Here is a 25,369-nt window from a genome sequence, read left to right on the forward strand (position 1 = left end):
CTATTAACACCTTAAATTAAATTTTTCCCCAAACAAACACTCCGCGATTCTTCCGGAAATTCTCCGAAATGCGGAATGTCGGTGTAGCCCAGCTTCCGGTACAATGCAATTGCATCGGGTTGTCCTTTGCCCGTTTCGAGGATCATCGTTTCGTAACCAAGCTCTTTTCCCCATTTTTCAAGCTCGTCGACCATGACCGAAGCAATGCCTTTGCCGCGGAATTCGGGTTTTACGAACATCCTTTTCAGCTCGATGCGGTGGGTGTCGAATTGTTTGAAGCAGCCGCAGGAGATGGCTACATTATTTTCGTATGCCAACACAACGGTAGGTAAGCCCGTAATGCGATTGTATTCTTCGTAATCTTCTTTGTTGGTATTGTAAATACGGCAGAGTTCGTCGTCGAGCTCGCTGGTGAGGTTCTGGAAATCGGGATTGTCGCTGGTGGTGCGGATGAATTGGGGCATTGGTTGGTACCTGATAATTTTCACGAAGATACAGCTTCATTACCAGGAAAGCATTGGCCTAATGTTACTTTGAAACGGCAATTCGGAATGTATTGACTTCACCATTGTGCATAGTGACTTCTACAATGTAACTACCAGGGGCGAACGGCATCAGATTTATCTGTGAGGTTCGCTTGTCTGTGGAACGATAAAATTCCTGCCCATTTATACCTCTGATGATTATGTAGCGAACCTTGCTCCAATCATTGATTTTGACATTTAGGATATTTGTGGCAGGATTAGGGAAGACCAGTACTGGTTCAAATTCAAATCTCACTTTGCGTATGGCGCTATAAGTGGATGATTCATCTATGTCGATCATGTGAAGGCGGTAAAAATTTTCACCATTTAATGGGGTGGAATCCCTGGTCGTATAGTTGATCTGCGACTTTGAATCTCCCTTGGCTTTCACGGTTGCGAACGTTTGCCAATTTCGTCCATTACCGCTACGTTGGACGTCGAAATGGCTTGCATTGATTTCCTCGCTGGTTGTCCATTCCAGAATGGTGCTACCTCCCTCTTTTTTTGCCCGGAATTCTTTAAGTTCAACTGGGAAATTTACTTGAACTGGTATTGTAGCCAGTGCATTATCGTTTGCAGTGAAATTGCCAACGGTCTGAGGCCCCTGGAAGCCGAGTGTCGCTGTTATGATTCCGGCGCCCACGCCATTGCCCTTAACTTGTATTAAGAATGAAGCGCATGAGGCATTTGCTAGCGAGGTGTTCATCAAAAGACGCACGGTATGATTGCCGGGGGCGTTGTTCAAACTTTGTATCGAGAAGCCTGTTAGTGCCGAACCGTCGGTGTTGGTGATATCTTGAATCGTGAGATTTTCGGGGAAACTGATTTGTGGTCTGAGCTTATCATTCCCAGAAGCAACATTTGCGGTGTGACAATTACATATCTTGACTTCTAAGGCTCCATTAGTCTTATCCAGAATAAGAGCCTGTTGCGGATTCAGATTGATGTCGAGGTCTTGCGCGTTGCCTTTACGCGCAAACAAGCTGAATGCCAGCAGTATGATTAATACTCTGATTTTTATGTTCATGGTCGGATAGGAAGTGTGTGTAGACTGTACAGTGCTCATCGTTGAAAGCCACTTAGTTTGTCGAAACAGCCATTACAACCACATTGTTGTAACTATTCTTCTCTCCTCCCGAGTCGGTAACGATTACGGTGGTCAAATTTTGCGTCACACCTGCGGGCTTGTCAGCTTTCCTGGTGATCTTGAATCCAATCGTTGACTGGCTATTGGCGGGCAAAACCATATTCGAGCTGACAGTGATGAAATCAGCGTTTTCTGAAAAGCTCCAGTTACCATTGCTGTTATTTACGCCTCCTGATACGTTTGAAATCCCACTGCTTGTAGGGTAGGTAATATCGAAAGCGCCGATTTTACCAATTCGGAAGGAAACATTCCCATTGGTGCCGAAGCCTGCGGTTTCAAAAATGTTAACGATAAAATCTCGTTCGGCTCCTTCGTTGAAATTCAACCCGTCTATTTCCAATGTGGGAGATAGTTCCGCTGCCGCACACGGAGTAGTGACGTTTATAAAAGAAGTCGAAAGGTTCGTGTTGTAACAGCCATAAGTAAGATCGTGAGCAAAAACATAGTAGGTGCCAGTGGTTACCGCCGAAGGATTATCGACCTTGCCAGTCGTGTGGTCGGGGCTCGTAAACCACTCAACGACTGTATTGGGTGGCAGGCTCAGTGGCTGAGGGAGGAAACTCATCAGGTCGGCTGTCTGCATAGGGCACGCGACATTGATACTGGAACCGGAAAGTGCTATTTGACTGGCCGGATTGTTGGGATTGTTGCAGCAGATCGTGGCCGCCGTAACCGAAAAGGCGGAAGTTAGCAACGCTTTGTTTGTGGAATAGCAGTTGCCGGTAGGGTTGTAGTAAAACGCGTAATAACTGCCAATAGGGACTTGCGTCGGGTTGGCAACCATTGGGCCGACATGGCTGTCATTGTTGAACCATCGAACTTCATATTGCGATTGCGCTTCCTGGCTTTTCAGATTGAATGAGCTCTGGTCGACACAATTAATCGCAGCCGTATTGCTTTTAAGCGCGGCTTGCGTTTCAGCAGTGTTAAAAGAAAATGCGGCTGAGGACACTTCTGTGTTATAGCATTCATAAGAGATATTTTCCCCTTTTAAAAAGGCATAGTAATACTGTCCGGAAGGCAATGGACTTGCCTGGGGGGCTTGCTGCGTTGTTAGTGTGCCCCAAGATACACTTGGGTTGGTTTTCCATATTACCTGAGTGCCTGTCGGAATGGGGAGTTGTACATTTTCGTAAAGATTCTCTGTCGCACAGGAAAATGGTGTTACCTCCGAATCTCTTATGAATTTAACCTGCCCACCGGGGATCTTACATGCAAACGGCCTTGAGTAAATATCAAAGTTCACGTAGCCGGTTCCTGCGTTGCAAGCTCCGTAAAGTGTAAATTCGAGTTGCGTGTTCGTAGCTGTAAAGGTTAGCTCTTGTAGTAACCATTGATGGATGTTGCTCGCGTCGAAAGTAGTTACCTTGGTAGCAATAATTGCCGGGAATTGATCGGTGGTGGCGACGCGCAGGGTGGCACTGGTGCCGTAATGCGTAGACTGCTCTTTTGAAGAAAGTACATAGTATTTCAGGGTGTATTGGAACCCCGGGACGAAGCCTCCTGAAACGACTGAGACTTTGGCGCTTTGATTGCCAATACTCTTTAACGAGACAAATACCCCATTTGTGTTGGGGAAAAGTACTTCATTTTTGGACGGAGGATCTGGAACTCCGAAGCCCCACCAGACACCAGGATAGCCAACGATGTTCGAAATAGCCGGCTCTCCGGAAACGATGCTATATCCGGAAGGTGCACAGTTGCTGCACACCGAACTTGTAAAAGTTTCCGGAAAAACCTGACCGTAAGCAGCATGGATACCTATTATACAGATGGCCAATACGCGAAGAACTTTTTTCATAGAGCAGTTTTTTATCGGTGTTGCGCTTTTCACAATTAGTGTGGCTAATTACAGCACTTATTGAAAGCTTGTTAAAGACGAATGAATATCCGGTTGGCGCTAGTTAATATTTGGTTCCAACGGTGTATTTGAATACAATGCAAAGCCAAGGAGTATTTGCATAGCATGTGCATTTTATGCTAACGTCCCTTAGCTTTGTCGGGAAGTCTACCCCTACCTGTATATGTTCCGTATTTTCTGTTTGCTGATATCCCTGCTAGAATGCTTCACCGTTTTTGCGCAAACAGGTTTTGAGATAATTCCATTAGGCGTCAATGGCGGCGCTACTGATGGAAACCTCTCCGCATACATGCTCGCGCCCGCGGGCTCGGATGCGTACGTGTGCCTGGATGCGGGCACGGTGAGTAATGGGATCGAAAAAGCGATTGAGAAGAAGGCGTTTAGCGCAAATGCGGAGACAGTTCTGAAAAAATACATCAAGGGTTACCTCATCTCACACCCCCACCTCGACCACATTTCGGGGATGATTATCAATTCGGTGGACGATACGGTGAAGCAGGTTTACGCTATGGAGCATTGCATTAATGTGATCAAAGCGCACTACTTCAATTGGCAAAGCTGGCCCAATCTGGCGAGTGATGGCAATGCTCCCGCATTGAACAAGTACCGCTACCAGCAGTTGACGGAAGGGGTGGAAATGCCGGTTAGGGAAACGCAAATGTCGGTGCAGGCATTCCCGCTGAGCCATTCAAAGCCTTACACGAGTACGGCATTTCTGGTAAAGCATCAAGGTGATTATATACTCTATTTTGGCGATACCGGTGCGGATGAGGTGGAGCAGACCGACCATATGAAGCGGGTTTGGACAGCGGTGGCACCGATTGTGAAATCGGGAAAGTTGAAAGGGATTTTTCTGGAAGTCTCCTATCCGAATGCACAACCCGATCGACATTTATACGGCCACCTGACACCGAAATGGTTTATGAAAGAGTTTGAGGTGCTGGCAGGACTCGCCGGAAAGCAGCATTTAAGGAACCTGAATGTGGTTGTCACCCACATTAAACCCGTGGGAAATAATGAAGAAACGATCCGAAAGGAACTAAAGGCGGCCAATAATCTGGATCTGCGACTGATCTTCCCGGAGCAAGGCGTAAAATTCGAGCTAAAATAGAAAGCAAAAGGGCAGTCCATTGTGGGACTGCCTCTTTTGCTATTTGAATAAACTAACCTGCCCACTCGCGACCCTGGGGTCGTAAGGGACTTGTAGTTCCATTCCAAGCTCTTTGTTCAGTTTTTGGATTAAATACGAGGATAGTAATGGTGAAGCTTCCTCATGGTTCTGGTGCACAAAGAAGTAGATATTCTGAATGCCTTCTTCGATCCAGAGTTTCAGTCTTTCGAACCAGTCGTCAAGGCGCGTGTAATCCGAATCCACGTTGGCGCCGTTGTAGCGGATGAATGCGGTCGGGGTGGTGAGTCGCATATGCAGCAGGTCGCGACGGCCCGCCGAATCGGTGACGATATGCGTGATGTTCTTTTTTTCGAGGACGCTGTACAGGTCGTCGGCATGGAAAGAATCGTCATACCAGCCCTTATGCCGCAATTCCAGTGCGAGCGGAAAACCCGAGGGCCATTCTTCCAGATACGCTTTCAGTATTTCCCAGTTTTTAGGACCAAAATTATCAGGCATTTGCAGGAAAAGCATTCCGAGTTTGTCCTGTAAATGGGCGATGCCGTCGAGGTAAATATCTGTCGGTTCCTTGGCATCTTTCAGTCTTTTCCAATGGCTAATGCCCTGGTGCAACTTTGGAAAAAATTTGAAGCCGGCCGGTGTTTTTCCGTACCACGACTCGATGGTTTCGACCGGGAAGTTGTTGTAAAAGGTCGCATTCAGCTCGATGCTGTTGAACTGCGTAGCGTAATACGCCAGTTCGTCTTTGGTGCCCTTAGGATAGAAACCTTTGAGATCGGTTTTGTTCCACTTGGCGCATCCGATGTAGATTCCGGGTTTCCCGCCCTTTGCCGCATTGAGCAGCGCCTGATTGGCGGGATTCTCGGGCGGTAATGTAAAATCTATATTTTCGGCGTCGTCGACTTTTCCAAATTTCATGACTGGTCAGGTTAGGATGAGTAAAAACCGATCTGGCAGGCCTCTCCGACCTGCCAGATATTGATAATGGCGATATTATCTTCCGAAATCGTCCTGCACGCGAACGATATCGTCTTCGTCCGAAGGATTGGAAGGGTCGGTATGTTGCCAGATTTCAGCTACAAAACCCCATTCATTAACACCCACAAGGCGGTGACGCTCTCCTTTTTTGAGATTAATAACCGTGCCGATCGGCAGTTGCTGCAATTCGGTTTCTTCATCGGTATCGCTGATTACGATGCCGGCGCTTCCACCGATTACTTTCCAGATTTCGGCGCGGCGGTGGTGGTACTGCCATGAAAGGCGTTTGTTGGGCGCCACCACGAGGATTTTTGGGCTCAATTTTTCATATCCGGCAAAGTCGGCGAGCGACAAATGCGGGAAAAATGTAGAGATGAATTTGGGAGCCTGGGCTTCGTCGAGTACGAAGAAACCGCCCCACGGACGGGAGTGGTCTTTGGCTACGACCGTGAATCCCTGCTCATCTATAAACTGCTGTACTTTTTCGAAAACCTCATTTTTATCGGCATCAGCCGCAAAGGATTGTATCATAACCGTGAGTAATTAGTGATTCAGGTGAATTTCAAAATTAGGATAAAAAACAAAAAGATGCCCCAAAATATTCAGGGCACCTTTTGAATTATATCTACTAATTTTTCCTATTTGTCCCACCAAACTTTGGTAGTAAAGTCGTCGGGCAATGTGGCGCCCGTCTGATAGTTCGGGTTGCCTGCCACTTCGCTGGTCGGATATTTGAGCCTTACGGGGATCGTTCCGTTGGTAACGTTGCCCGGGTAGTTGGTAGGTGTCAGCTTGGGAAAGCCGGTTCTGCGCCAATCGTTCCATGCTTCCCACCAGTTGAAGAACTTGTTGATCCACATTTGTTCACCGATCATTTCGAGGGCCGGTTTAGCCGTGCCATAAGGATAGGTGGTAAGGTAAGCAGTTACTGCGGCATCCGGGACGGTCAGGGAGGCATCGTAAGGCGTGTACATTTGCATGGACGCCTTCACACCCGCTTCGTAATGCGATTTCGCCGTTCCGCTGATTCCGCTTCCGATTTTCCTTTCGATCGCCTCGGCCAGCAGGAGCTCCACTTCACCGTAATTCATGATTATGTAAGGATCGGAATCCTGCAACATTTTGACGTTGATGCGGGAGTAGGTCTTTGAAGCGATCACCGGTTTGCCTTCCAGCTGATCCAGCATGGCCTGGTCGTATCCGTTTGGTAGTCCTTTTTGTTTCAGCGGGTCGACGGAGACAGGCGTGAAGACACCTCCCGCCCAGTCGCCGATACCACTGCTGAGGATCATCAGACGGGGGTCATCGTCGGCTGCGCTGTTTGCATTGGCGCCTTTCAGGAAATTCACCAGCGTAGCGCTCAGGAACGCGGGTTGTCCGCCATCGCCAGGGTCAAATGCACGTGAAATACCGTTCTGATTTACCCATTCGCTGGGGCCGTCGGCCAGGGGAACCCACATATTGTCGGCGTTACTGGTAAAAACGCCACCGGCTACCGCCTTGTTGACATAAGTAGCAGCTTTGGCAGCATCCACATTCGAAATGCGCATAGCCAGGCGTAGCATCAGGGAATAGCTGAAACGCTTCCATTTGGTAATATCCCCCTTGTAAATGAAGTCGGCATCGGAAAAACCTTCGTCCCCGTTAGAGGTGTTCATCGCTGCGGCTGCCTCGTCCAGCTCTTTGAGCAAGTCGGCATAAATGACGTCCTGCGTGTCATATTTAGGGAAGAAAATGCCCTCGGTACCTTTGTTGGCCTCTGTGTACGGCACGCTGCCGTAGAAATCGGTCAGGCGGGCAAAGCTGAACACACGGAGAATGCGGGCTGCATTGCGCATGTTCACATACTTGCCCTCCGCAAATCCACCCGGACCCGATTGTTTCAGGACCTCGGCGATGTTTTTCAACTGGTCGTTATAGGTAAATTCAAACGGGGCTGCATTGGTTTCGAGATTCACCGTGTACTTGTCACCGGGAGCGATGCCGCCACTCGCATTGCCCAGTTGCTGGATCGCGTAGGCGCACCAGCCGATATTCGTCCGCCAGTCGATGTAACGGTTATCACCGCTGGATCCGTTGGAAGCAATCCCCAGCTCCGCAGAAGTAAAGATAAAATTCAGGTCCACCTGGTTCAGCGCCTGTGGGTTGATGTTGAGGTCATGCAGTTCCTGTGTATCGCAACCCGTTATCAACACCGCTGCCAAACCATATTTGATATATTTCTTGAAGTCTTTCATGTTCTTGGAATTAGAATGTTGCTCTCAGGTTGAAACCATAACTGCGTGTAGAAGGGAAACCGAAATAGTCGAAGCCTTGTGAGTTTCCGTTCGAGTAGGTCGACTCCGGATCGACGTTGTCGATGTTTTTGAAAAGGATCGCGAGGTTCCGGCCTACAAACGACAAGGTCAGGTTTTGGAGCGGTGTTTTTTCCAGCAGTTTTCTCGGGAAAGTGTAGCCCAATGAGAGCTGTCTGAGTTTGATGAACGAAGCATCGTACAGGAACTTGGTCGTTACCGGGTTAGCTTCGCCACCCACAGACTGCCAGTAGTCATAGGCTTCACGCGGAGTGAGTGTTTTGGTGAAAGGTTTGTATTCGGAGCCTTCCTGGGTTACACCGGTAACCGTCAACGGAGCCTCGCCCTCACGTCCCTGCAACGATTGTTTGCTAACTCCCCACTGGGTGAGGCGCATATTGGTTCCCGACAGAATGTCTCCACCCCATTTGAAGTCGACAAGGAAAGATAAATCGAAGCCTTTGTAGTTGAATGCGTTGGTCAAACCGCCGGTGAGCTTGGCAATACCATTTCCGATAATCTGATAATTGCCATCCGAAACCGGGCGACCATCGGCAAAGAATACGGGCTGGCCATCAGGCGAATATTTCTGAACCTTACCGGTAATCATCCCGAACGGATGGCCGACAATGTTCTTGATGAAAGCATTTCTGGTTCTCGGTTCTTCCATTACAAGCTCGGTGGAGCCTTCGATCAGCGCTTTAACCTTGTTGTTGTTTTTCGCCAGATTCAGGGTGACATCCCAGGTCAGATTGTTGGTTTTGAGCGGTGTAGCTGTTATGAGTAACTCAATCCCTCTGTTCTGCATTTTCCCAAGGTTCACCGATGTACTACCAAAACCGCTGGCGCGGGAAATGGTGGCATTCAGGATATCGTCGGTTGTCTGTTGGTCGTAGTAGGTGAAATCAACCCCCAATTTGTTGTTGAACATACGGAAATCGATGCCGAATTCGGTTTCTGTAACGGTCAGTGGTTTCAGGTTCGGGTTAGGAATGTTACCATTGTTGCCCATCGCCGAAGAGAAAGAAGCCATCGGGTGATCCAGGTGCGGGTTTCCGTTCAGGGAGTAGGTCATGTTGGTTGAATACTCGTCGATCGTTGCATTACCCACCTGCGCCCACGAGGCGCGGACTTTACCATAGGATAGCCAGGAAGGCAGATTCTTGAATGCATCGGAGAAAACAAAGCTTGTTCCTACGGAAGGGTAGAGAATGCTGTTGGTGGCCGGGTTCAACACGGAAAACCAGTCGTTACGTGCCGTAGCGTTCAGGAACAAATAGCCGTCCCACGAAATTTCGGCGGAACCCAGCAGTGAGTTGATCCCTTTTTCCCTGTAATTGTAATCCCACAGCTTGGTTTTGAGGTTCGAGATCGCGGGGAAGAACGCTACGTTGAAGCCGGAACCGTAAATGTTTTCGTATTCGTATTTTCTTCTCATCCGGTTGCCGCCCGCAAATACATTTACGCCCACTTTACCAAACTCTTTATTGAAGCCGACCGTATATTCCAGGTTCAGCTCCTGTACATTCCACGATCCTGCATTACGCGCACCGCCTAATTGATACCCTGTGCCTTCCGGGGTGAGTCCTTCCGAGCGGCGCTGGTATTTGTCGAGGCCCACGCGTCCCTGAATATACAGCCAGTCGGTAACCTGGTATTTCAATGCGCCGGAGGTGATGAACCGGTCTTTGTTATCGGTTTTGATAAACTGGTGGGTTACCCAATACGGGTTTTGGCCCCAGTTATTAGCCGCCTGCTGGAATTCCTGACCCACTTTTTTGCCAAAAATACTCAGGCTGTTGGCGTCGGTGCCGGCAGGTATGGCTCCCGGTTTGGCAGGATCTCCATAATAATCCAGCACATTGTAATTGCCGGGGATGCGCCACATCGACTGTATAGCATTACCAGGGGAGTCGGAAACATTCGGGCGGTTTTTAGCCTTTTCTTCTGAGTACAATACTTTGGCATCGAGCGTCAGCCGTTTGCCGAATTTGGAATTGGTAGAAAGCGAGAGGTTGATCCTGTCGTAGCCTGAGTTCGGGATAATGGTGGTGCTGTTCAGGTTGGTAACAGATGCCCGGAAATTCTGATTTTCATTTCCGCCCGACAATGCGATGTTGTTGGTGAAGGCGTGGCCTGTTTTATAGAACCGTGAGAAATTGTCGCCCTGATTAGCATATGGGCGCATTTTGCCGTCGAATCCTATTACCTGGCTATTATCGTATTTGGGACCCCATGAATCATCCCCCCAATCATAGGCCTGTGCCTGAGTTGTGGGTTTGGAAGCGACGCCGTTCACATATGAACCGCTGCCGTAGCTGTGTTGCAGGTCGGAGAGGTCATTGAATTTTTCAAAAACATAGTTTGAACCGATTTCGATGCCGATGCCTTTTCTTTTGGTACCACGCTTGGTCGTAATGTTGATAACCCCGTTAGCCGCACGTGAACCGTAAAGAGCGGCAGCATTCGCACCTTTCAGCACCACCACCGACTCGATATCGTCCGGGTTGATACTCGAAAGACCATCCCCTTCATCGGAACCTCCCCAGAGACCGGCCTGACCGAAGTTGTTGTTGTCCATCGGAATACCGTCGATTACATATAATGGCTGGTTATTTCCCTGAAGGGATTTATTACCGCGAATAATCACGCGTGACGAGCCCGCGGGACCGGAGGCAATCTTGCTGACGTTAACCCCCGCCACACGACCGGCGAGCGCGTTGCCCAGGTTAGCTTCGCGGGCGGCCGTCATGTTTGCGCCGGCCACCTCGGTGATGGAGTAGGCCAATGATCTTTTTTCGCGGCTGATACCCAATGCGGTGACAACTACTTCATTCAGTGCAGTCGCTTCGGCTGCCAATGAAATGTTCAGGATGGTGGCATTCGCGACCACTTCCTTGGTGACGTAACCGATATAGCTGAAAGTCAGGGTTTTCCCTTTGTCGACAGTGATGCTATATTCACCCTTGTCGTTGGTGGTGGTACCCCTGGTGGTACCTTTTACGACCACATTTACACCGGCAATTTCACCGCCGGCAGCGTCGCTTACTTTCCCGGATACCGTCATTTCCTGTGCATACCCCCTGAAGGAGAGCACAGTGAACAGTATCAGCATTTTTACTAGTAGATTTTTTTTCATACAATCCGTACATCGATAGGTTAAATGGATACTTAATGGAGGAAATAGTGCTGAAAATTGAGTCAAATATACCGCGGTTGACTCCATATGTACATAGTGCTTTTTTATCTAAAAATAACACATTTTTAACACCTTTTTAATGTTTGAATTGAAATTATTCTACTACAAAACAGGATTATTTCGTACTGATGGCGTCTGATTAGGCTTGTAAATGGCGATGCGAATTTATTCTAACACGTTTCGGAGGGATTGGTTGAATGACTGTTCGGTTGTGGGTATACGTCCGTGTAACAGCCTAATGTAATACAGGGTAAGCAGAGCCATCCTTTGAATGGCTCGGGGAAAGAAAAGCAAGGTTGCGGTCGATGATGCCGGTAAGGGTATTCCGGGAGGTGATTGTGGTGAAACCATCGGGCGAAGTATGGGTGACATAATCCAGAAGCCGATCCACGGACGTGGTAGCCACGTGCAGGCGCGTGTCTGACGAACCATAATAAATCAATACCGAGCCATCGTCATCCAGAATCCACCCGTTCGAAAATACTACATTGGAAACATCGCCGGTGCGTTCCATGTCTTCCGGCGTGAGAAAATAGCCTGCGGGTTTGTAAATGACCTTCGCAGGATCAGCGATATCGGTCATGAAAAGGTAAAGGACATAACGCAGGCCAGCGGCGGTGTGCCTTACACCATGCGCCAGGTGCAGCCAGCCTAGTGGGGTCTTGATCGGAGGAGGTCCCTGGCCATTTTTCGATTCGTAAATGGTGTGGTATCGCTTGGCGTCAATGACTGTTTCGATGGTTATTTGAGCGTTTTCTATACATGGGGCAAGTCCTAATGCAATGCCGCCACCACGTCCGGCCTCGATGAATGAATCCTGGGGACGGGTATAGAATGCATATTGCCCATCAATGAATTCGGGATGCAAGACGACGTTTCTTTGCTGTGCAGACGGTGTGCGCAGGTTCGCCAGACGCTCCCACGCACGCAGGTCACGCGTGCGGGCGATCCCGCATTGCGCAACCGCTCGCGACTCATCGCCAGGCGCTGCGGCGGGGTCTTTGCGCTCGGTGCAAAACAAACCGTAAATCCAGCCGTCCTCGTGAGCCGTGAGACGCATATCGTAGATATTGACTTCCGGTTCCGGAGTTTCGGGCATTTCGAGCGGATAGGGCCAGAATTCGAACCCGTCAGTCCCGGTAATGCTTTCAGCCACGGCGAAAAATGATTTTCTGTCGTAGCCCTCCATCCTAACGACTAATAGGTACTTCCCGTTGAGCTTGATCGCACCGGCGTTGAAAACCGCATTGATCCCAAACCGCTTCATGAAGTAAGGATTACTACGAGGATTCAGGTCATATTCCCAGAAAAGCGGCGCGTGAGCCGCGGTGAGTACGGGAAATCTGTAACGTTCGTAGAATCCGTCACCCGAATCCAGCTTTTTGTTGGGCGTTCCGGTTAGCTGTTCCTTTTCGCTTTTGATACGTTTAAAACGCTCTTCGAAGATCGTCATGGCTGATTTTGTCAGGGATTGTGAATACTCACTCATGCGGGAGGTTCTTGTACCATGTTTTCCAGAGGATGATGGAGGAGGTTAAAAAAATGGCGGTTGCCATGATAGTTTCTTGTGGCATTTTAAGAATACCAAAAACAGGTATGGCGGTAATGGCTGTCTGCGCCACGATGCCGAGTGCTACGTTGAAAAGATCTCTCGCAAAATCTCCGTTTGGTACAAATGCGGGGTCGTTTTTGATGACTTCTTCCCGGACCGGCCCCCAGAAACCCCACGGATTGACCGTTCGGTAAAATGCTTTGAGCGTCTCCATATCCGTAGGCTTTGCGGCAAGCGAGCCGCCTATCGCCCCGATTAAAGAAATGCCCAGAATTAGAGGGAAGTAATAGAGCGGCAATGTATCCTTCAAAACATGCGGGCAAACCAGCGCGCAAACGATACCCGCCAGCATTCCCCAGAAGAAACCAGCGCTGTTGAATCGCCACCAGTACCATTTGAGTACATTGGAAGCAATGTATCCGCCCAATAACGCAGATACGATCCATTGGAGAATGCTGTTTACATCTTTTGCCAGCAAGCCCAGCAATACGCTGATACATACAATCACAATCCCGGAAAGGTAGCTTATTCTGCTGATTTGCTTGTTGCCGGCACCGGGGTTGATAGAGCGTAGGTAAATGTCGTTTACAAAATAGGCCTGCGCAGCATTGAAAGTCCCCGCAAATGTGCCCATAAACGCGCCCATGAGGCCTATCAGCACTAAACTCAGCAGTCCCGACGGAATATAAGTGTTGAGTACCGCGGGCAGTACTTTCTCGAAATCGGTGCCGATAGCAGCGGAAATGCCGGGCTGGCGAAAGTAAAGCAGCGCGAAAACGGCGATGCCGGTAATAAAAAGGTACCTCGTGGGCAGTAATACCACGTTTACGATCATGCTCATTAGCGCTGCTTCTCTCGGGGAGCGGGTCGAAAGGATTTTCTGCATGTCGTAGTTGGGTGCCGGGCCCGCTAGGCTCGCGAGAATGCCTTTGGCGGCCATTAATGCGAAGAAATAGCCGAAGGGGGTAAAACTGTCGTTGCGCAGCTTTGCAGCGGCGGCAGGCAGGTGATCGGACCAGTCGAGGCCGAGGTCTTTTCCGAAGAAAAGGCTTGTCCAGCCGCTGGGTATGGGTAGGCTATCCACACCGGGTAGCGCCACATAAGCCATGGCAGCCACCGACACGCAAACGATGACCATGATCAGGTAATGCAGCATATCGGCCCACACGATGCTTTTCATGCCACCAAGCAGTGCGTAGCAGGCGGTAAAAGCCGTAAAAAGAATGCCGTAAAAGTGAGCGGTATAGGTCGCCGGCAAATAGAACGGGAGATATGCGCTGACGACCTTCCAGGGAATGAAGATTTCAATGAATTTGCCCAATCCGGTGAATCCGTAGGCCATAAAACTCAGGCAGCTCAGTAATGCGAAGGCGATGATGATCTTATGGGAAAGCCCTGCTCCATGACGGTCGCCGAAACGGAACAGCATCCATTCCGCACCGGTAGCCGCATTGGAGCGCCTTAGCCACATAGAGAGGTAGACCATCATGAATATCTGGTTAAATACCGGCCACAACCATGGCAGCCAAATGCTCTTTACTCCATAAACCACCATGATAGCGACCATCCAGGCCGTGCCGGAGAGGTCGAACATCCCGGACGCATTGGAAATGCCCAGCATCCAGAACGGCATAGATTTCCCGCCGAGCAGGTAGTCGTTTTTGCTTTTTGCGGCCTGCCGTTTGAGGTAAATGCCGATCACCAGGACCGTTACCATGTAAAGTAATATGACGAGGAGGTCGATCGCCTTGATGTTCATCGGTAAGCGTGCTGATCGATCCGCGTATGGTACAAACTTATTGACAAAACTGCCGTTGGGTATAATACTTTTTTATCCATGATTAGACCAATACTAACAGTTTATAGGATTATAGGAGGGTGTACGGGTGGCATTATTAATAATTAATATTTAAATTGTTACCTCAATATAACATAGTGAATGAACTATACAAATTTAGCCTATGAGTGAAATCTACCGAGAAATTACCCCATTGACCCAGTACGATTGTTTCACCGTTTTCGACCGCAAAAAGACGATTTTCGATTTCCCGTTGCACAGTCATGAGGAATACGAATTGAACCTGATTCTCGCGGGAAAAGGAGTGAAACGGGTAGTAGGCGATCATACCGAAGTGATCGAGGATGCGGAGCTGGTGCTGGTGGGCAACAATCTGCCACATGGGTGGCTTACACATTCCTACCGCTGGCAGGAAGGGATGCCGGAAATCAAGGAAGTGACGGTACAATTCCACCGGGATTTGTTCGACGACAAGTTTCTGAAACGGAATCAGCTGTTTTTTGTCCGCTCGCTATTGGAGAAGTCGGCTAAGGGAATCGCGTTTTCAAGGGAAACGATCGAGCGGATTAAGCCGCGGCTTACCTGCCTGGCGCAAAAAAGTGGTTTCGATTCCATGCTCGAACTGATGTCTATTCTGCATGACCTCTCGGTCTCGCGCGACATGCGGACGCTTTCCAACAGCACATTCACCGACGAAAACATCAATTTTAACAGCCGGCGCATCGAAAAAGTGTTCGCCTATATGCGCGACAATTATGATAAGGATGTGAATCTGGCGGGCGTAGCGAAACTGGCAGGAATGTCGGAGGTATCGTTCAGCCGGTTTATCAAAAAGCGGACGGGCAAGACGTTTGTCGAAAGCCTGAACGAGATACGCCTCGGTCACGCATCACGGTCGTTGATCAATACCTCGAATACCATTTCCGAGATTGCTTACAAATGCGGATTCAATAACCTCTCGTATTTCAATCGGATTTTCAAAAGCAGGAATGGCTGTACGCCGAAGGAGTTCCGGGATAACTATTCGGGGACGCGGACGTTTGTTTAACGGCGGGGTGTGTTTGTGGCGTTATGGATAAAGTCAGGTAGTCAGGAGGTCATTAGGTCAGGTGTTGTGCTTTTGAGAATAAATAAAAAAAGTGTTCAAAGTTTTGGGTTAAACCCTGACTTTGAACACTTTTTGTCTTAATAACTACAAATGACTTACTGACTATTTCTGACCACTTGACATCATCATACTTTCAGCATCCATCCGAAGATGTCTTGTTCTTTGCCGGTGCGGAGGTCGGTCAGGTAAGTTTTTACTTTACTTACGAACGAGTCTTCCTTGATTTCCGGCAATGCATAATCCACACCTTCGTAGGCGATCGTCGCGAATGGGGAGATTACCACAGCAGTTCCGGCCCCGAATGCGGCTTCGAGTTTGCCGGCTTTCAACGCGTCGATGATCTCTGCTACGCTGATACGGCGCTCTTCAACAGGAATACCCCAATGTTCAGCAATTGCCACGATGCTTTTACGGGTAATTCCGTCCAGCGTAGTTTCAGAAACGTGCGGAGTAAGCAATTTGCCATCCAGCATGAACATGATGTTCATCGTTCCTGATTCCTCGATGTAAGCGTGATCGCGTGCGTCGGTCCAGATCAGCTGGTCGTAACCTTCCTGCTGAGCCAGTTTCGCCGGGTAGAGTGAACCTGCGTAGTTACCTGCGCATTTGGTAGCGCCCACGCCGCCTTCTGCGGCACGGATGAAATGTTGTTCCACTTTCACGCGCGGAGGTTTGGCATAATAGGTGCCTACCGGGCTGGTGAAAATGATGAAATAATATGAATCCGATGCTTTGACACCGATGTAAGGGTCGGTAGCAAACATATATGGACGAATGTAAAGCGAGCAACCCGGCTGCGAAGGCACCCAGCCTGCATCCAGGCGAAGCAGCTCAGTAAGGCCATTCATGAAGATTTCTTCCGGGATCTGCGGCATGCAAAGGCGCTCAGCCGATTTGTTGAGGCGTTTCCAGTTGTCGATAGCACGGAAGAGCAGCACTTCACCAGCATCGTTTTTGTAGGCTTTCATTCCCTCGAAAATAGCCTGACCGTAATGTAGCGCGGCGGTAGCAGGGCTTAGCGAGAGGTCGCCGTAAGGGACGATGCGCAGGTCTTGCCATTGTCCGGCTTTGTACTCAGCGATAAACATATGGTCGGAGATGTTCCGTCCAAAAACGAGGTTGTTGAAGTCAACCTCCTGCAAACGGGATTTGGTGGTTTGCTGAACTTCTATTTGTACTGTGTCGGCTGTCATGATGCCAAAAATTTAATTTTTCAAACGCTTTCCGAAGCTTATAATCAGAAAAAAGGCAGGATTTGGAGATCCCGGCGCATTCCTTCTTAAGTCCCGCAATTTAAAGAATTTAATCTATAAATAATTGATATTTAGTATAACAATTATTTTTGCCGCGGAACCCTCGGCTGCCATGTGATTTCTTCAATTCCGAGCTCGTGCGTCATGGCCCTGCAGAGCATAAAAAGGTAGTCGGAAAGCCGGTTCAGGTAGCGGATTACGATGGGCTCCACTTCTTCTCCCTGCTGCAAATGGATAACCGCCCGCTCGGCACGGCGGCAGACGGTTCGGGCTATGTGACCGAAGGAAACGGACTGACGGCCCCCGGGCAGGATAAACGCCCGCAGCGGCGGTACTTGTGCGTCGATGAGGTCCATTTCCTTTTCGAGCAACGCAATGTCCTCGTCGAGCAGATCAGGCAGAATTTTTTTCTTTTGGTCGGATTCCGACGCTAAATGCGAGCCGATCGTGAACAAGCGGTCCTGGATTTCTTTGAGCAGATCCTTCCGGCCTTCATTCACCGGTTGGTCGCGCAGCATTCCGATGTAGCTGTTCAGTTCATCGACTGTACCGTACGCGTCTATGCGCACATGTGCCTTGCTCAGGCGAGTGCCCCCGATGAGAGACGTGGTGCCTTTATCACCGGTTTTGGAGTAGATTTTCATAAGGGGAATTAAGCCTTTGCTTTCTTCGCAGATTCGATTTTAACAAGTTCTTCGATGGTGCACTTCAGGGGCTCCTTCTTGATGAATTCTTCCTCAATTTCGCGCATCTCCTCTGCGGTATGGCTGTTTCTGATAACTGCGGTCCTATTTGCCTTGTATGTTTTCATAATAGTAGCGTGTAGTTTGTTTGTTAGCGGACCAGCAGCTGATCGGCCTGATTATTCCATTGTTAACTGTAAATATAACCACTTTTACGTTTTGCGAGTTTCCCCTTCCGACTGCTTCAAACCGCTGCTCCACCGCGTTCCTTCTGCCGACATTCAGAATCAAATCTGGATCCCGGAATATGCTTTCGATTTCCTCGACCGTATTTTCCCTCTCAGGATAATCATAAATTATGTGTCTTAGATTGTGATAATCCCACTCAAAGCGCATTGCCGAAAGTTATAATGTGTGTTTGTTAAGAGCCAATTAGGTTTTGGAAGCTTCCCGACCTAATTTTGCACCCTGATTTACTATGGCGAAAAAACCTCTCTAATAGGTTACCTAATTCATGAAAGTTACAACATTTGCAATAAAGATCTGGCGCTGGGCATCTTTATTATTCGTTATCGGGGCGCTCGTATGGACGTATTCGCTTTTCCCTGAGATGGTGGCCGTCGATTTCGCGGATAGCGGCCTGGCAGAGCGTTATGTCGAAAAAGGACACATTTTCTATATCGTAATGGGCCTTTTTCTGCTCAATAATGTAGTGATCACCGGCATAGCCCGTCACATTCCAAACGTAGATCCGATGAACCTGCCCATCCTGAAACGGAAAGAATGGTCGCAGCATCGTGCCGAGTTGAACGAGCACCTCATCAATTGGCTTTTCTGTCTGGTGGCTGTGATTAACACCATTACGGGTTTCAGCTTGCTGGCGTTGGCGACGATCAACAGCACGAACTACAAAATGGACGTGTTTGACTTTTCATGGCTCTATTATGCCAGTCTTGCATTGGTTCTGGGCGTTTTTCTGCTGCCGCTGCGCCTGCTATGGCCACCGGTGCAGGATGATAAACTGTAATACTGCCGGATATGGAAGGTAAAATAGCGGCAGAGGGAAGCGATAACGCATTGTGGCGAAAGGAAGCGGAGGCGATCGACCTGGAAAGCTATACCTACGATTTGCCCGACGACCGCATCGCGAAGTATCCCATGGAAGTGCGCGACCAGTCGAAACTTATGGTTTATAAGAGAGGCGAAATCAACCATCTGCGGTTTACCGATATTACTTCCCAGCTTCCTGCTGATACGCTGTTGGTGTTCAACGACACCAAAGTAATCCCGGCACGGGCGCATTTCCGAAAAGAAACAGGCGCAGTAATCGAACTATTGCTGCTGCATCCGGAATTGCCCACGCGGGTTATTAACGATGCAATGCTCGTGAAGCATTCGTGCGTGTGGGAATGTATGATCGGGAATAAGAAGCGCTGGAAAGCAGGCGATGCATTATCGAATGTCATACAAGTAAATGGAAAGGAAGTGCATTTGCAGGTTTCTTACCATGACTATGAACATAACCTGGTTAAGCTTACCTGGGATGCGGACGTTACGTTCCTCGATTTGGTAAAAGCGCTGGGAGAAATTCCATTGCCACCTTATCTCAACCGCGACACCGAGGAGCCTGACAAGGAAACTTACCAGACCGTATACGCGCACCACGACGGTGCTGTTGCCGCGCCAACAGCCGGATTACACTTCACACCCCGGGTTTTTGAAGCGCTGGCGGAAAAGGGGATTCGTAAATCGTTCCTGACATTGCACGTGGGAGCCGGTACTTTCCAGCCTATTAAAGTAGAGAAGGTTACCGAGCACCGGATGCACTCGGAGCAGGTTGTGTTTACGAGAGCATTAATAGACAATCTCCTTCAATCGGTTAACCACATTGTGCCGGTAGGGACTACTTCGCTGCGCTCGCTGGAAAGCTTGTATTGGTACGGCGTGAAGCTGTTTAAGGGCGAAACGACAGACTTTCATATCGAAAAACTGTATCCATACCCATGGAAAGAGGCGGAGCCTCCGTCGGCAACCCAATCACTTCAAGCCATAGCAGACTATATGGATGCTTCCGGGTTCCAGGAGATTGTAGGTGAAACGGAGATATTCATTTTCCCGGGTTATCGTTTCAGGTTATGCCGTGGGATAATTACCAATTACCACCAGCCAGGGTCTACACTTATTCTTCTCGTTGCCGCTTTTGTCGGAAATGACTGGAAAACGATCTATTCTGAGGCATTGGCCAAAGAGTATCGTTTTTTAAGCTATGGAGACTCGTCGCTCCTTTGGCTCATTGACGAAGCCTCCTAGTTTCATTAGTTGATCTTTTCCTGCAATTTGTTGTTTAAAAAGCAGTAAATTATGGGATATGCACAACTAATTGACCGGAGGATGACTGTCGAGGAATACTTCGAGTTGGAAGAACAAAGCGAAATCCGCCATGAGTATTACGATGGTGAGGTTTACGCGATGGCGGGTACTACTTTGAATCACAACCGGATTGTTGGCAAAGTTAGAAACCTGTTGGGCCACCACTTCTTACCATGCGGGTGCGACGTTTTCTCGGAGAATGTCAAGGTGAAGGTTTCGGATCATTATTATCCGTATCCGGATGTGATTGTCACCTGCGCATCAAAAGATATTTCAGGAACTTATGTTGTAGAGCACCCGAGCATTCTGGTGGAAGTAGTTTCGAAAAATTCCGAGGCGAAGGATCGGGGTTTGAAACTTCAACAATATAGAACTATCCCCTCGCTGCGATATTATCTCCTGGTTTCCCAGTTTGAATGCAGCGTCGATTTGTACTCGCGACGTGAAGGGAGCGACCTTTGGACCTATTGCGGTTTCGAACATGCCGAAGATGTGATCTGCTTTGAGGTATTCAATTTTGAAATGAGCCTCAAAGCCATTTACGAAAACATTACATTTGAGCCCGATATAGTTCAGTAAGGACACTACTTAACAGCAACCACCTTACTAGCGACGGAAACCCCATTCTCATTAAAGGCCTCAATTGCAAAATAGTAAGGCACACCCACGTTGAGCGCGCGTAGTTCGAAGGTATTCGGATCGTCGTTCCAGAACTGATAGGTCTGATACAGTTTATCCGGCGCGATGCCCCAAAGTACATTATAACCGACGGCGCCCGGTACTTTTTCCCATTTCAGATCAGCATTTCTTGCATCTTTCTGCCGAACGGCGGAGAAGGCCGCAGGCGTTTGCGGGGCTTTGCCAAAACCATTTCCAAAAATCCTGAATTCGCTGATGGCCAATATCGGAGAGGCCACGTACACGTGCTCATAGCGCACGTAACGCGCGCGGACGGGTACTGCAAGCTCGACATAGGCACAAGGGCGGTCGCGTTTGGGTTCCTTCGTAAGGTCGCTCGCAAGGTCCCATTTCTTTCCGTCTCTTGATGTCCAGATTTTAAATTGGGTGTAGACTTTTTCAGGCTTGTTATCGAAAATGTCGGATTTGTAGTCGGTGTAGTTGACCTGCACCGCTTTGACTTCCTGTTCGGTCTGCAAATCGACCGTCAGCGTTTCGCCGGGCTTGTTTTGTCTGGCAGCCCAGAATGTCCTTGGGTTTTCGTCGGTGATCTTTTGGGCGGCCATGGTATCCAATGTGGATGAGGCCGTTGCCGGCTTTTTGTAGGATAACAGCATCCAACCGGTGAAGAGCTCATCGCCCTTGCCAGTCCAGGTTTTAGTCGGCATTTTGTGCGGGAAGTCGCCGAAACGGGTGTTGGCGAACATCTGGCCGTCCTGATCGAAGCCTGCTGCGTAGCGGACGATGCGGCGTTCCATCGCCCAGTTCAGGCCGATCCACGAGGTTCCGGTGTTCCAGTAGTTGCCAAAATTGTCCTGAAAAGTATTGCCGTGCCCCGCGCCGGTTGCGAAACCGCCCGGTTTGTAGGAAACGGGGTTGTAAGGCGCATAGGTGAATGGCCCCAAAGGCTGGTCGCTGACATAGGTGCCGTTGGCGTATACATTATATTCGGTGCCCGGTGCGCCGTATTGCAGGTAATATTTCCCCTTGTGCTTGGTCATCCAGGCACCTTCGGTGAATGGCTTGAAGGGGTCCGAGTGATTGGGCCCGAAGCGTTCCCAGCCATGCTCATACTGGTTTAGCCAAAACATCGACTGGTATTGTCCCTTGAATGCAAGCCGTTTGGAATAATCCAGTTCGGAACCAAAAATCGGGTATACATTCGATGAACCCCAATACATATACCATTTGTCGGTGTCGGGGTCGTGGAACAAGGCCGGGTCCCATGGGCCAATGTCCTTCGGCAGCCGTGGTGTCCAGCGGTTATAGAACTCCCAAATGCCTTTTTCAGGTGCAACGGAATACAGTATCGGGCGGGATTCGAAGGTAGATTGGAATAAAAACAAGGTGTCGCGTACCGAAACCGCCGCAGGAGCGCACATGTCCTCGAAAGGCCAGCGATTCGCGGTCAGGTATTTCCAGTTGATCATGTCTTTGGAATGCCAGTAACCGCCTGAAATGGTTACGAAAAGGAAATACTCGCCTTTGTGATTGATGATCACAGGGTCGGCACCGGAACGATAGCTGATATTGTCATTGAGCTGCTCGAAATTGTATTTGTAGTCGATGTCCATCGGATTACAGTAGGTCGTCTGGGCGATGGCCTGCCTCGAATGTAGTCCGAGTACTATTCTAAATAATATTCCGAATGTGCGTAACGACATGATCTTGTTGATGATAGGGTACATATTATTCTTTTAATCTTACAAAACTACCTGTTTTTGGATTAATAATCTTTTCCGCAAGCAAAACCATCGCGTCATTAAGAAGTTTTAAAACCGATAACCTTTACCTTTGCGGTCGATTTTGAAATAAGCAACAGTTTTTTAGAATGGCGATTGATTTTATAGAGGAACTACGCTGGCGGGGCATGCTGCACGACATGATGCCGGGAACACATGAGCAACTTCAAAAGGAGATGACATGCGGTTATATCGGTTTCGACCCGACGGCGCCTTCGCTGCACATCGGTAACCTTGCTACCATTATGCTCCTGGTGCATTTCCAGCGCGCAGGGCACAAGCCTATTGCATTGGTGGGCGGTGCAACCGGGATGATCGGCGATCCTTCGTTCAAGGCGGCCGAACGGTCGTTTCTCGATGAGGATACATTGCGGATCAACCAGGAGGGTATCCGCAAGCAGCTCGAATCATTCCTGGATTTCAATTCCGGTGAAAATTCGGCTGAAATGGTGAACAACTACGACTGGTTCAAGGATATCGGCTTTTTGCAGTTTCTGCGCGATGCTGGCAAGTATTTGAGCGTCAATTATATGATGTCGAAGGATTCTGTGAAAAAGCGTCTGGAGACCGGTATTTCATTCACCGAGTTCTCGTACCAGCTTTTGCAGGGCTACGATTTTTATCATTTATATAAAACAAAAAATGTCCGGCTGCAAATGGGCGGTTCGGATCAATGGGGTAACATCACGACTGGTACGGAGATTATCCGTCGCAAGGAAGGCGACGATGAGGGCTATTTCAAAGCCTATGCATTGACCACGCCGCTCGTAACCAAAGCCGACGGTTCCAAATTCGGGAAAAGTGAAGGCGGTAATATCTGGCTCGATCCGGAACGGACTTCACCATATCAGTTCTACCAGTTCTGGCTCAACCAGAGTGATGACGATATGCCGCGTTACCTGCGTGTGTTCTCGCTGAAAGGCAGGGAGGAGATAGAGGCACTCGAAACAAGCCACGCTGCCGAGCCGCATTTGCGCATTATGCAAAAAGCGCTGGCATCCGAGCTGACGATCCGCATTCACTCGCAAAAAGCGCTGGATCTCGTGTTGAAGGCTTCGGAAGTTTTGTACGGCAAAGCGACACTGGAAACGCTAAAAAGCATTGAGGTGGATGAGTTCGATACTATTTTCGACGGCGTTCCGCAGACGGAAATCAGCCGTTCAGAATGGAACGAATGTGCGAACATTACCGACCTGGTTTCCACAGTAACCCGCGGCGAGGTGTACGCTTCCAAAGGTGAGGCACGTCGCGCGATCCAGCAGAATGCAGTGAGTGTGAACAAATCGAAAGTTACTTCAGCTGAACAACTGCTGGGCGATTTCGCATTGCTGCAAGACAAGTTTTTGCTGATCTCAAAAGGCAAGAAGAACCACCTCATTAAGGTAATATAATATTTAGGGCGGCTTGGCAGTCGATTACGACTTGCCAAGCCGTTCAAAACTGAAAATAGCGGCATCGTTATTCTTTTTTCCTGCGATCAGGTCCGTGATGATCCCGGCGGCGATAATACTGAACAGGATGCCGTTCCCGCCGAATCCCAATGCAAACCATGTATTAGGGTGCTCTTTCACTCCTCCAATGAACGGTAGGCCGTCTTCCGTCTCCGCAAATGTGCCGCACCAGGTGTAATCCGTAACAAACGGCAGATCGGGAAACATGCTGCGGGCATTCTTTTCCAATTCCCTGGCTTTGCGATTAAGTAGCTTGTCTCTTTTAATCGCGCTTTGAAACATTTCGTCCTTGCCGCCGATCAGCACTCGGTTATCTTCGGTCGTGCGCAAATACAGGTAAGGCCGGGCGCTTTCCCACAGCAATGCATTTTCGTACCACAATTCCTTCTTTTCGGGCATCGGCTTGCTCACGATCGCGTAAGAAGAATGCAGGCGCACGAAATTGTGCGATATCAGCTTTTGTGATTCGTAGCCAGCCGCTACAATCAGCTTTTTAGTTTTAACGATATTTCCATTGTCCAATACCAGCGTAGCGCCTGCGGTTTCATGCCGGATGTCGGTAATTTCGACGGTATCATACACACGCGCGCCCTTCTGCATGCACTCCTGCAAGAGCGCATGCGCGAGCGCGTACGCGTCTACCTGCGCGGCATCGTGCGAGAGAATCGCGCCGCTTTTATGAATGCCGGGGAAATGGGAGCGTAATTCAGCCTGGTCCCACCACTCGACGTTAATACCGATTTTACTCCTCGCTTCATATTCTTTTTCCAAAAGCGGCAAATCATCTTTTTTGGATGCGTAATACACACTTTTTGCCAGGGAAAAGCCTGTTTTTACCTGCAACGAATCCACAATTTCACGGGCCTTGTGAATAGCTTCCACACACAGCAGGTAGCTGCGTACCGCATTCTTTTCTCCGACAAGGTCGATCAAATCTGTCAGCATCGTATCGATTTCATATTGCAGCAATGCCGTGGAGCCGGACGTGCTTCCCATCCCGATATGCCGTTTTTCCAACACTACCACGGGAAAACCGGCCTGAGTAAGATGCCAGGCAAGCAATGCGCCGGTAATGCCGCCGCCCATAATCACGATTTCTGCTGTTAGATTTTCTGTTAATGCAGGGTAGGCATGCATCGCCCCGTTTTTGTAAAACCAATGAGGCTGGCCACTGAGTAGATCCATCGGGTGTTTTGGTTGAACTGATGAATCCGGGGGTTAAAATTCTGTACCAGGGCTAGGGGAGGCTATGTGGGGAGCTTACTATTTTTGCACGAGTTTCATTATCTTTTTTAGATTTGAAAATAAATAGCGGATAATTTGTAAGATTTTCCTACAAATACTATTTTGAATGTCAAAATCATTTAGTTCCATTGAAGAGGCATTTGCCTGGTTTTTAGAAAACGTTTATAAAAATTTGCCTGCTGACGAAAAGAAAGGTGAATTGGTCAGTGCTTGGCGGAGCTTCACTTTCAACCAGGGAATTTCTCAAAAGAAAATGATCTCGATTTTAGAGCGATATGGATTTGACGTCAAAATTTTAGTGACTTATAAAAAGTAAAATTTTTTACTCTGATTTTGTAAGATTTTCCTACACTT

At 48.8% G+C, this 25,369-nt stretch carries 22 protein-coding genes; 7 read left to right on the forward strand and 15 right to left on the reverse strand.

What is annotated here, in order from left to right; all coding sequences use genetic code 11:
* Positions 1-11: 11 nt before the first annotated feature.
* From CLV60_RS29835 to CLV60_RS29845, 3 genes are all read right to left on the reverse strand, one after another.
* Positions 12-464, reverse strand: coding sequence for a GNAT family N-acetyltransferase (locus CLV60_RS29835; protein WP_106599070.1), 453 nt, complete (start codon positions 462-464; stop codon positions 12-14).
* A 64-nt stretch (positions 465-528) separates the two neighbouring features.
* Positions 529-1,551: a T9SS type A sorting domain-containing protein gene (locus CLV60_RS29840; protein ID WP_170118900.1), complete on the reverse strand. Its 1,023-nt coding sequence runs from the start codon at positions 1,549-1,551 to the stop codon at positions 529-531.
* A 52-nt stretch (positions 1,552-1,603) separates the two neighbouring features.
* Positions 1,604-3,472, reverse strand: coding sequence for a hypothetical protein (locus CLV60_RS29845; protein ID WP_106599072.1), 1,869 nt, complete (start codon positions 3,470-3,472; stop codon positions 1,604-1,606).
* A 223-nt stretch (positions 3,473-3,695) separates the two neighbouring features.
* Between CLV60_RS29845 and CLV60_RS29850 the strand changes: the two genes are divergently transcribed.
* Positions 3,696-4,643 (forward strand): MBL fold metallo-hydrolase, encoded by a 948-nt coding sequence (locus CLV60_RS29850; RefSeq protein WP_106599073.1) that lies wholly within the window; start codon positions 3,696-3,698, stop codon positions 4,641-4,643.
* A gap of 39 nt (positions 4,644-4,682) precedes the next feature.
* Here the strand turns inward: CLV60_RS29850 and CLV60_RS29855 are convergent, their stop codons facing one another.
* The 6 genes from CLV60_RS29855 to CLV60_RS29880 form a co-directional block, all read right to left on the reverse strand.
* A complete protein-coding gene (locus tag CLV60_RS29855; RefSeq protein ID WP_106599074.1) occupies positions 4,683-5,582 on the reverse strand; it encodes a DUF72 domain-containing protein in 900 nt (299 codons plus the stop codon).
* Between the two features lie 75 nt (positions 5,583-5,657).
* Positions 5,658-6,173 (reverse strand): cupin domain-containing protein, encoded by a 516-nt coding sequence (locus CLV60_RS29860; protein WP_106599075.1) that lies wholly within the window; start codon positions 6,171-6,173, stop codon positions 5,658-5,660.
* A gap of 107 nt (positions 6,174-6,280) precedes the next feature.
* Entirely contained in the window at positions 6,281-7,879 is a 1,599-nt protein-coding gene (locus CLV60_RS29865; protein ID WP_106599076.1) for a SusD/RagB family nutrient-binding outer membrane lipoprotein, read from the reverse strand.
* 10 nt (positions 7,880-7,889) lie between these two features.
* Positions 7,890-11,051 (reverse strand): SusC/RagA family TonB-linked outer membrane protein, encoded by a 3,162-nt coding sequence (locus CLV60_RS29870; protein ID WP_229211193.1) that lies wholly within the window; start codon positions 11,049-11,051, stop codon positions 7,890-7,892.
* A 319-nt stretch (positions 11,052-11,370) separates the two neighbouring features.
* A complete protein-coding gene (locus tag CLV60_RS29875) occupies positions 11,371-12,624 on the reverse strand; it encodes a glycoside hydrolase family 130 protein (protein ID WP_310589408.1) in 1,254 nt (417 codons plus the stop codon).
* A complete protein-coding gene (locus CLV60_RS29880; RefSeq protein ID WP_106599079.1) occupies positions 12,617-14,446 on the reverse strand; it encodes a sodium:solute symporter family protein in 1,830 nt (609 codons plus the stop codon). Before CLV60_RS29880 ends, CLV60_RS29875 begins: the two co-directional genes overlap by 8 nt.
* A 202-nt stretch (positions 14,447-14,648) precedes the next feature.
* Between CLV60_RS29880 and CLV60_RS29885 the strand changes: the two genes are divergently transcribed.
* Complete coding sequence (locus tag CLV60_RS29885; protein WP_106599080.1) at positions 14,649-15,533, forward strand: AraC family transcriptional regulator; 885 nt, start codon at positions 14,649-14,651, stop codon at positions 15,531-15,533.
* 185 nt (positions 15,534-15,718) lie between these two features.
* On the opposite strand, the gene CLV60_RS29890 is transcribed toward CLV60_RS29885, so the two are convergent.
* The 4 genes from CLV60_RS29890 to CLV60_RS35085 form a co-directional block, all read right to left on the reverse strand.
* Positions 15,719-16,786, reverse strand: a complete 1,068-nt coding sequence (locus tag CLV60_RS29890; protein WP_106599081.1) for a branched-chain amino acid aminotransferase — start codon at positions 16,784-16,786, stop codon at positions 15,719-15,721.
* Between the two features lie 143 nt (positions 16,787-16,929).
* Entirely contained in the window at positions 16,930-17,490 is a 561-nt protein-coding gene (locus CLV60_RS29895; protein ID WP_106599082.1) for a cob(I)yrinic acid a,c-diamide adenosyltransferase, read from the reverse strand.
* Positions 17,491-17,498: 8 nt separating this feature from the next.
* Complete coding sequence (locus tag CLV60_RS34395) at positions 17,499-17,657, reverse strand: hypothetical protein (RefSeq protein ID WP_170118901.1); 159 nt, start codon at positions 17,655-17,657, stop codon at positions 17,499-17,501.
* Positions 17,635-17,925 (reverse strand): BrnT family toxin, encoded by a 291-nt coding sequence (locus CLV60_RS35085; RefSeq protein WP_106599083.1) that lies wholly within the window; start codon positions 17,923-17,925, stop codon positions 17,635-17,637. Before CLV60_RS35085 ends, CLV60_RS34395 begins: the two co-directional genes overlap by 23 nt.
* Before the next feature lie 118 nt (positions 17,926-18,043).
* On the opposite strand from CLV60_RS35085, the gene CLV60_RS29905 reads away from it, so the two are divergent.
* From CLV60_RS29905 to CLV60_RS29915, 3 genes are all read left to right on the forward strand, one after another.
* Positions 18,044-18,556: a glycerol-3-phosphate dehydrogenase/oxidase gene (locus tag CLV60_RS29905; RefSeq protein ID WP_106599084.1), complete on the forward strand. Its 513-nt coding sequence runs from the start codon at positions 18,044-18,046 to the stop codon at positions 18,554-18,556.
* Positions 18,557-18,567: 11 nt separating this feature from the next.
* Positions 18,568-19,839: an S-adenosylmethionine:tRNA ribosyltransferase-isomerase gene (locus tag CLV60_RS29910; RefSeq protein WP_106599085.1), complete on the forward strand. Its 1,272-nt coding sequence runs from the start codon at positions 18,568-18,570 to the stop codon at positions 19,837-19,839.
* An 81-nt stretch (positions 19,840-19,920) separates the two neighbouring features.
* The gene (locus CLV60_RS29915) at positions 19,921-20,478 is read left to right on the forward strand and encodes a Uma2 family endonuclease (RefSeq protein WP_170118902.1); all 558 of its coding nucleotides are present in this window, start codon (positions 19,921-19,923) and stop codon (positions 20,476-20,478) included.
* Between the two features lie 5 nt (positions 20,479-20,483).
* On the opposite strand, the gene CLV60_RS29920 is transcribed toward CLV60_RS29915, so the two are convergent.
* Positions 20,484-22,265 carry a family 43 glycosylhydrolase gene (locus CLV60_RS29920; RefSeq protein ID WP_106599087.1) on the reverse strand — a complete coding sequence of 594 codons (1,782 nt, stop codon included), beginning with the start codon at positions 22,263-22,265 and terminating at the stop codon, positions 20,484-20,486.
* A 149-nt stretch (positions 22,266-22,414) separates the two neighbouring features.
* Here CLV60_RS29920 and tyrS point away from each other — a divergent pair, with 149 nt between their 5' ends.
* Positions 22,415-23,710: a tyrosine--tRNA ligase gene (tyrS, locus tag CLV60_RS29925; RefSeq protein ID WP_106599115.1), complete on the forward strand. Its 1,296-nt coding sequence runs from the start codon at positions 22,415-22,417 to the stop codon at positions 23,708-23,710.
* A 24-nt stretch (positions 23,711-23,734) separates the two neighbouring features.
* Here tyrS and CLV60_RS29930 read toward each other — a convergent pair whose 3' ends face one another.
* Positions 23,735-24,955, reverse strand: a complete 1,221-nt coding sequence (locus CLV60_RS29930) for an NAD(P)/FAD-dependent oxidoreductase (RefSeq protein WP_106599088.1) — start codon at positions 24,953-24,955, stop codon at positions 23,735-23,737.
* A 166-nt stretch (positions 24,956-25,121) separates the two neighbouring features.
* Here CLV60_RS29930 and CLV60_RS29935 point away from each other — a divergent pair, with 166 nt between their 5' ends.
* Positions 25,122-25,331 (forward strand): hypothetical protein, encoded by a 210-nt coding sequence (locus CLV60_RS29935; protein ID WP_106599089.1) that lies wholly within the window; start codon positions 25,122-25,124, stop codon positions 25,329-25,331.
* The last annotated feature ends 38 nt before the right edge of the window (positions 25,332-25,369 follow it).

This window comes from Dyadobacter jiangsuensis (genome assembly GCF_003014695.1).
Classification (GTDB): domain Bacteria; phylum Bacteroidota; class Bacteroidia; order Cytophagales; family Spirosomataceae; genus Dyadobacter; species Dyadobacter jiangsuensis.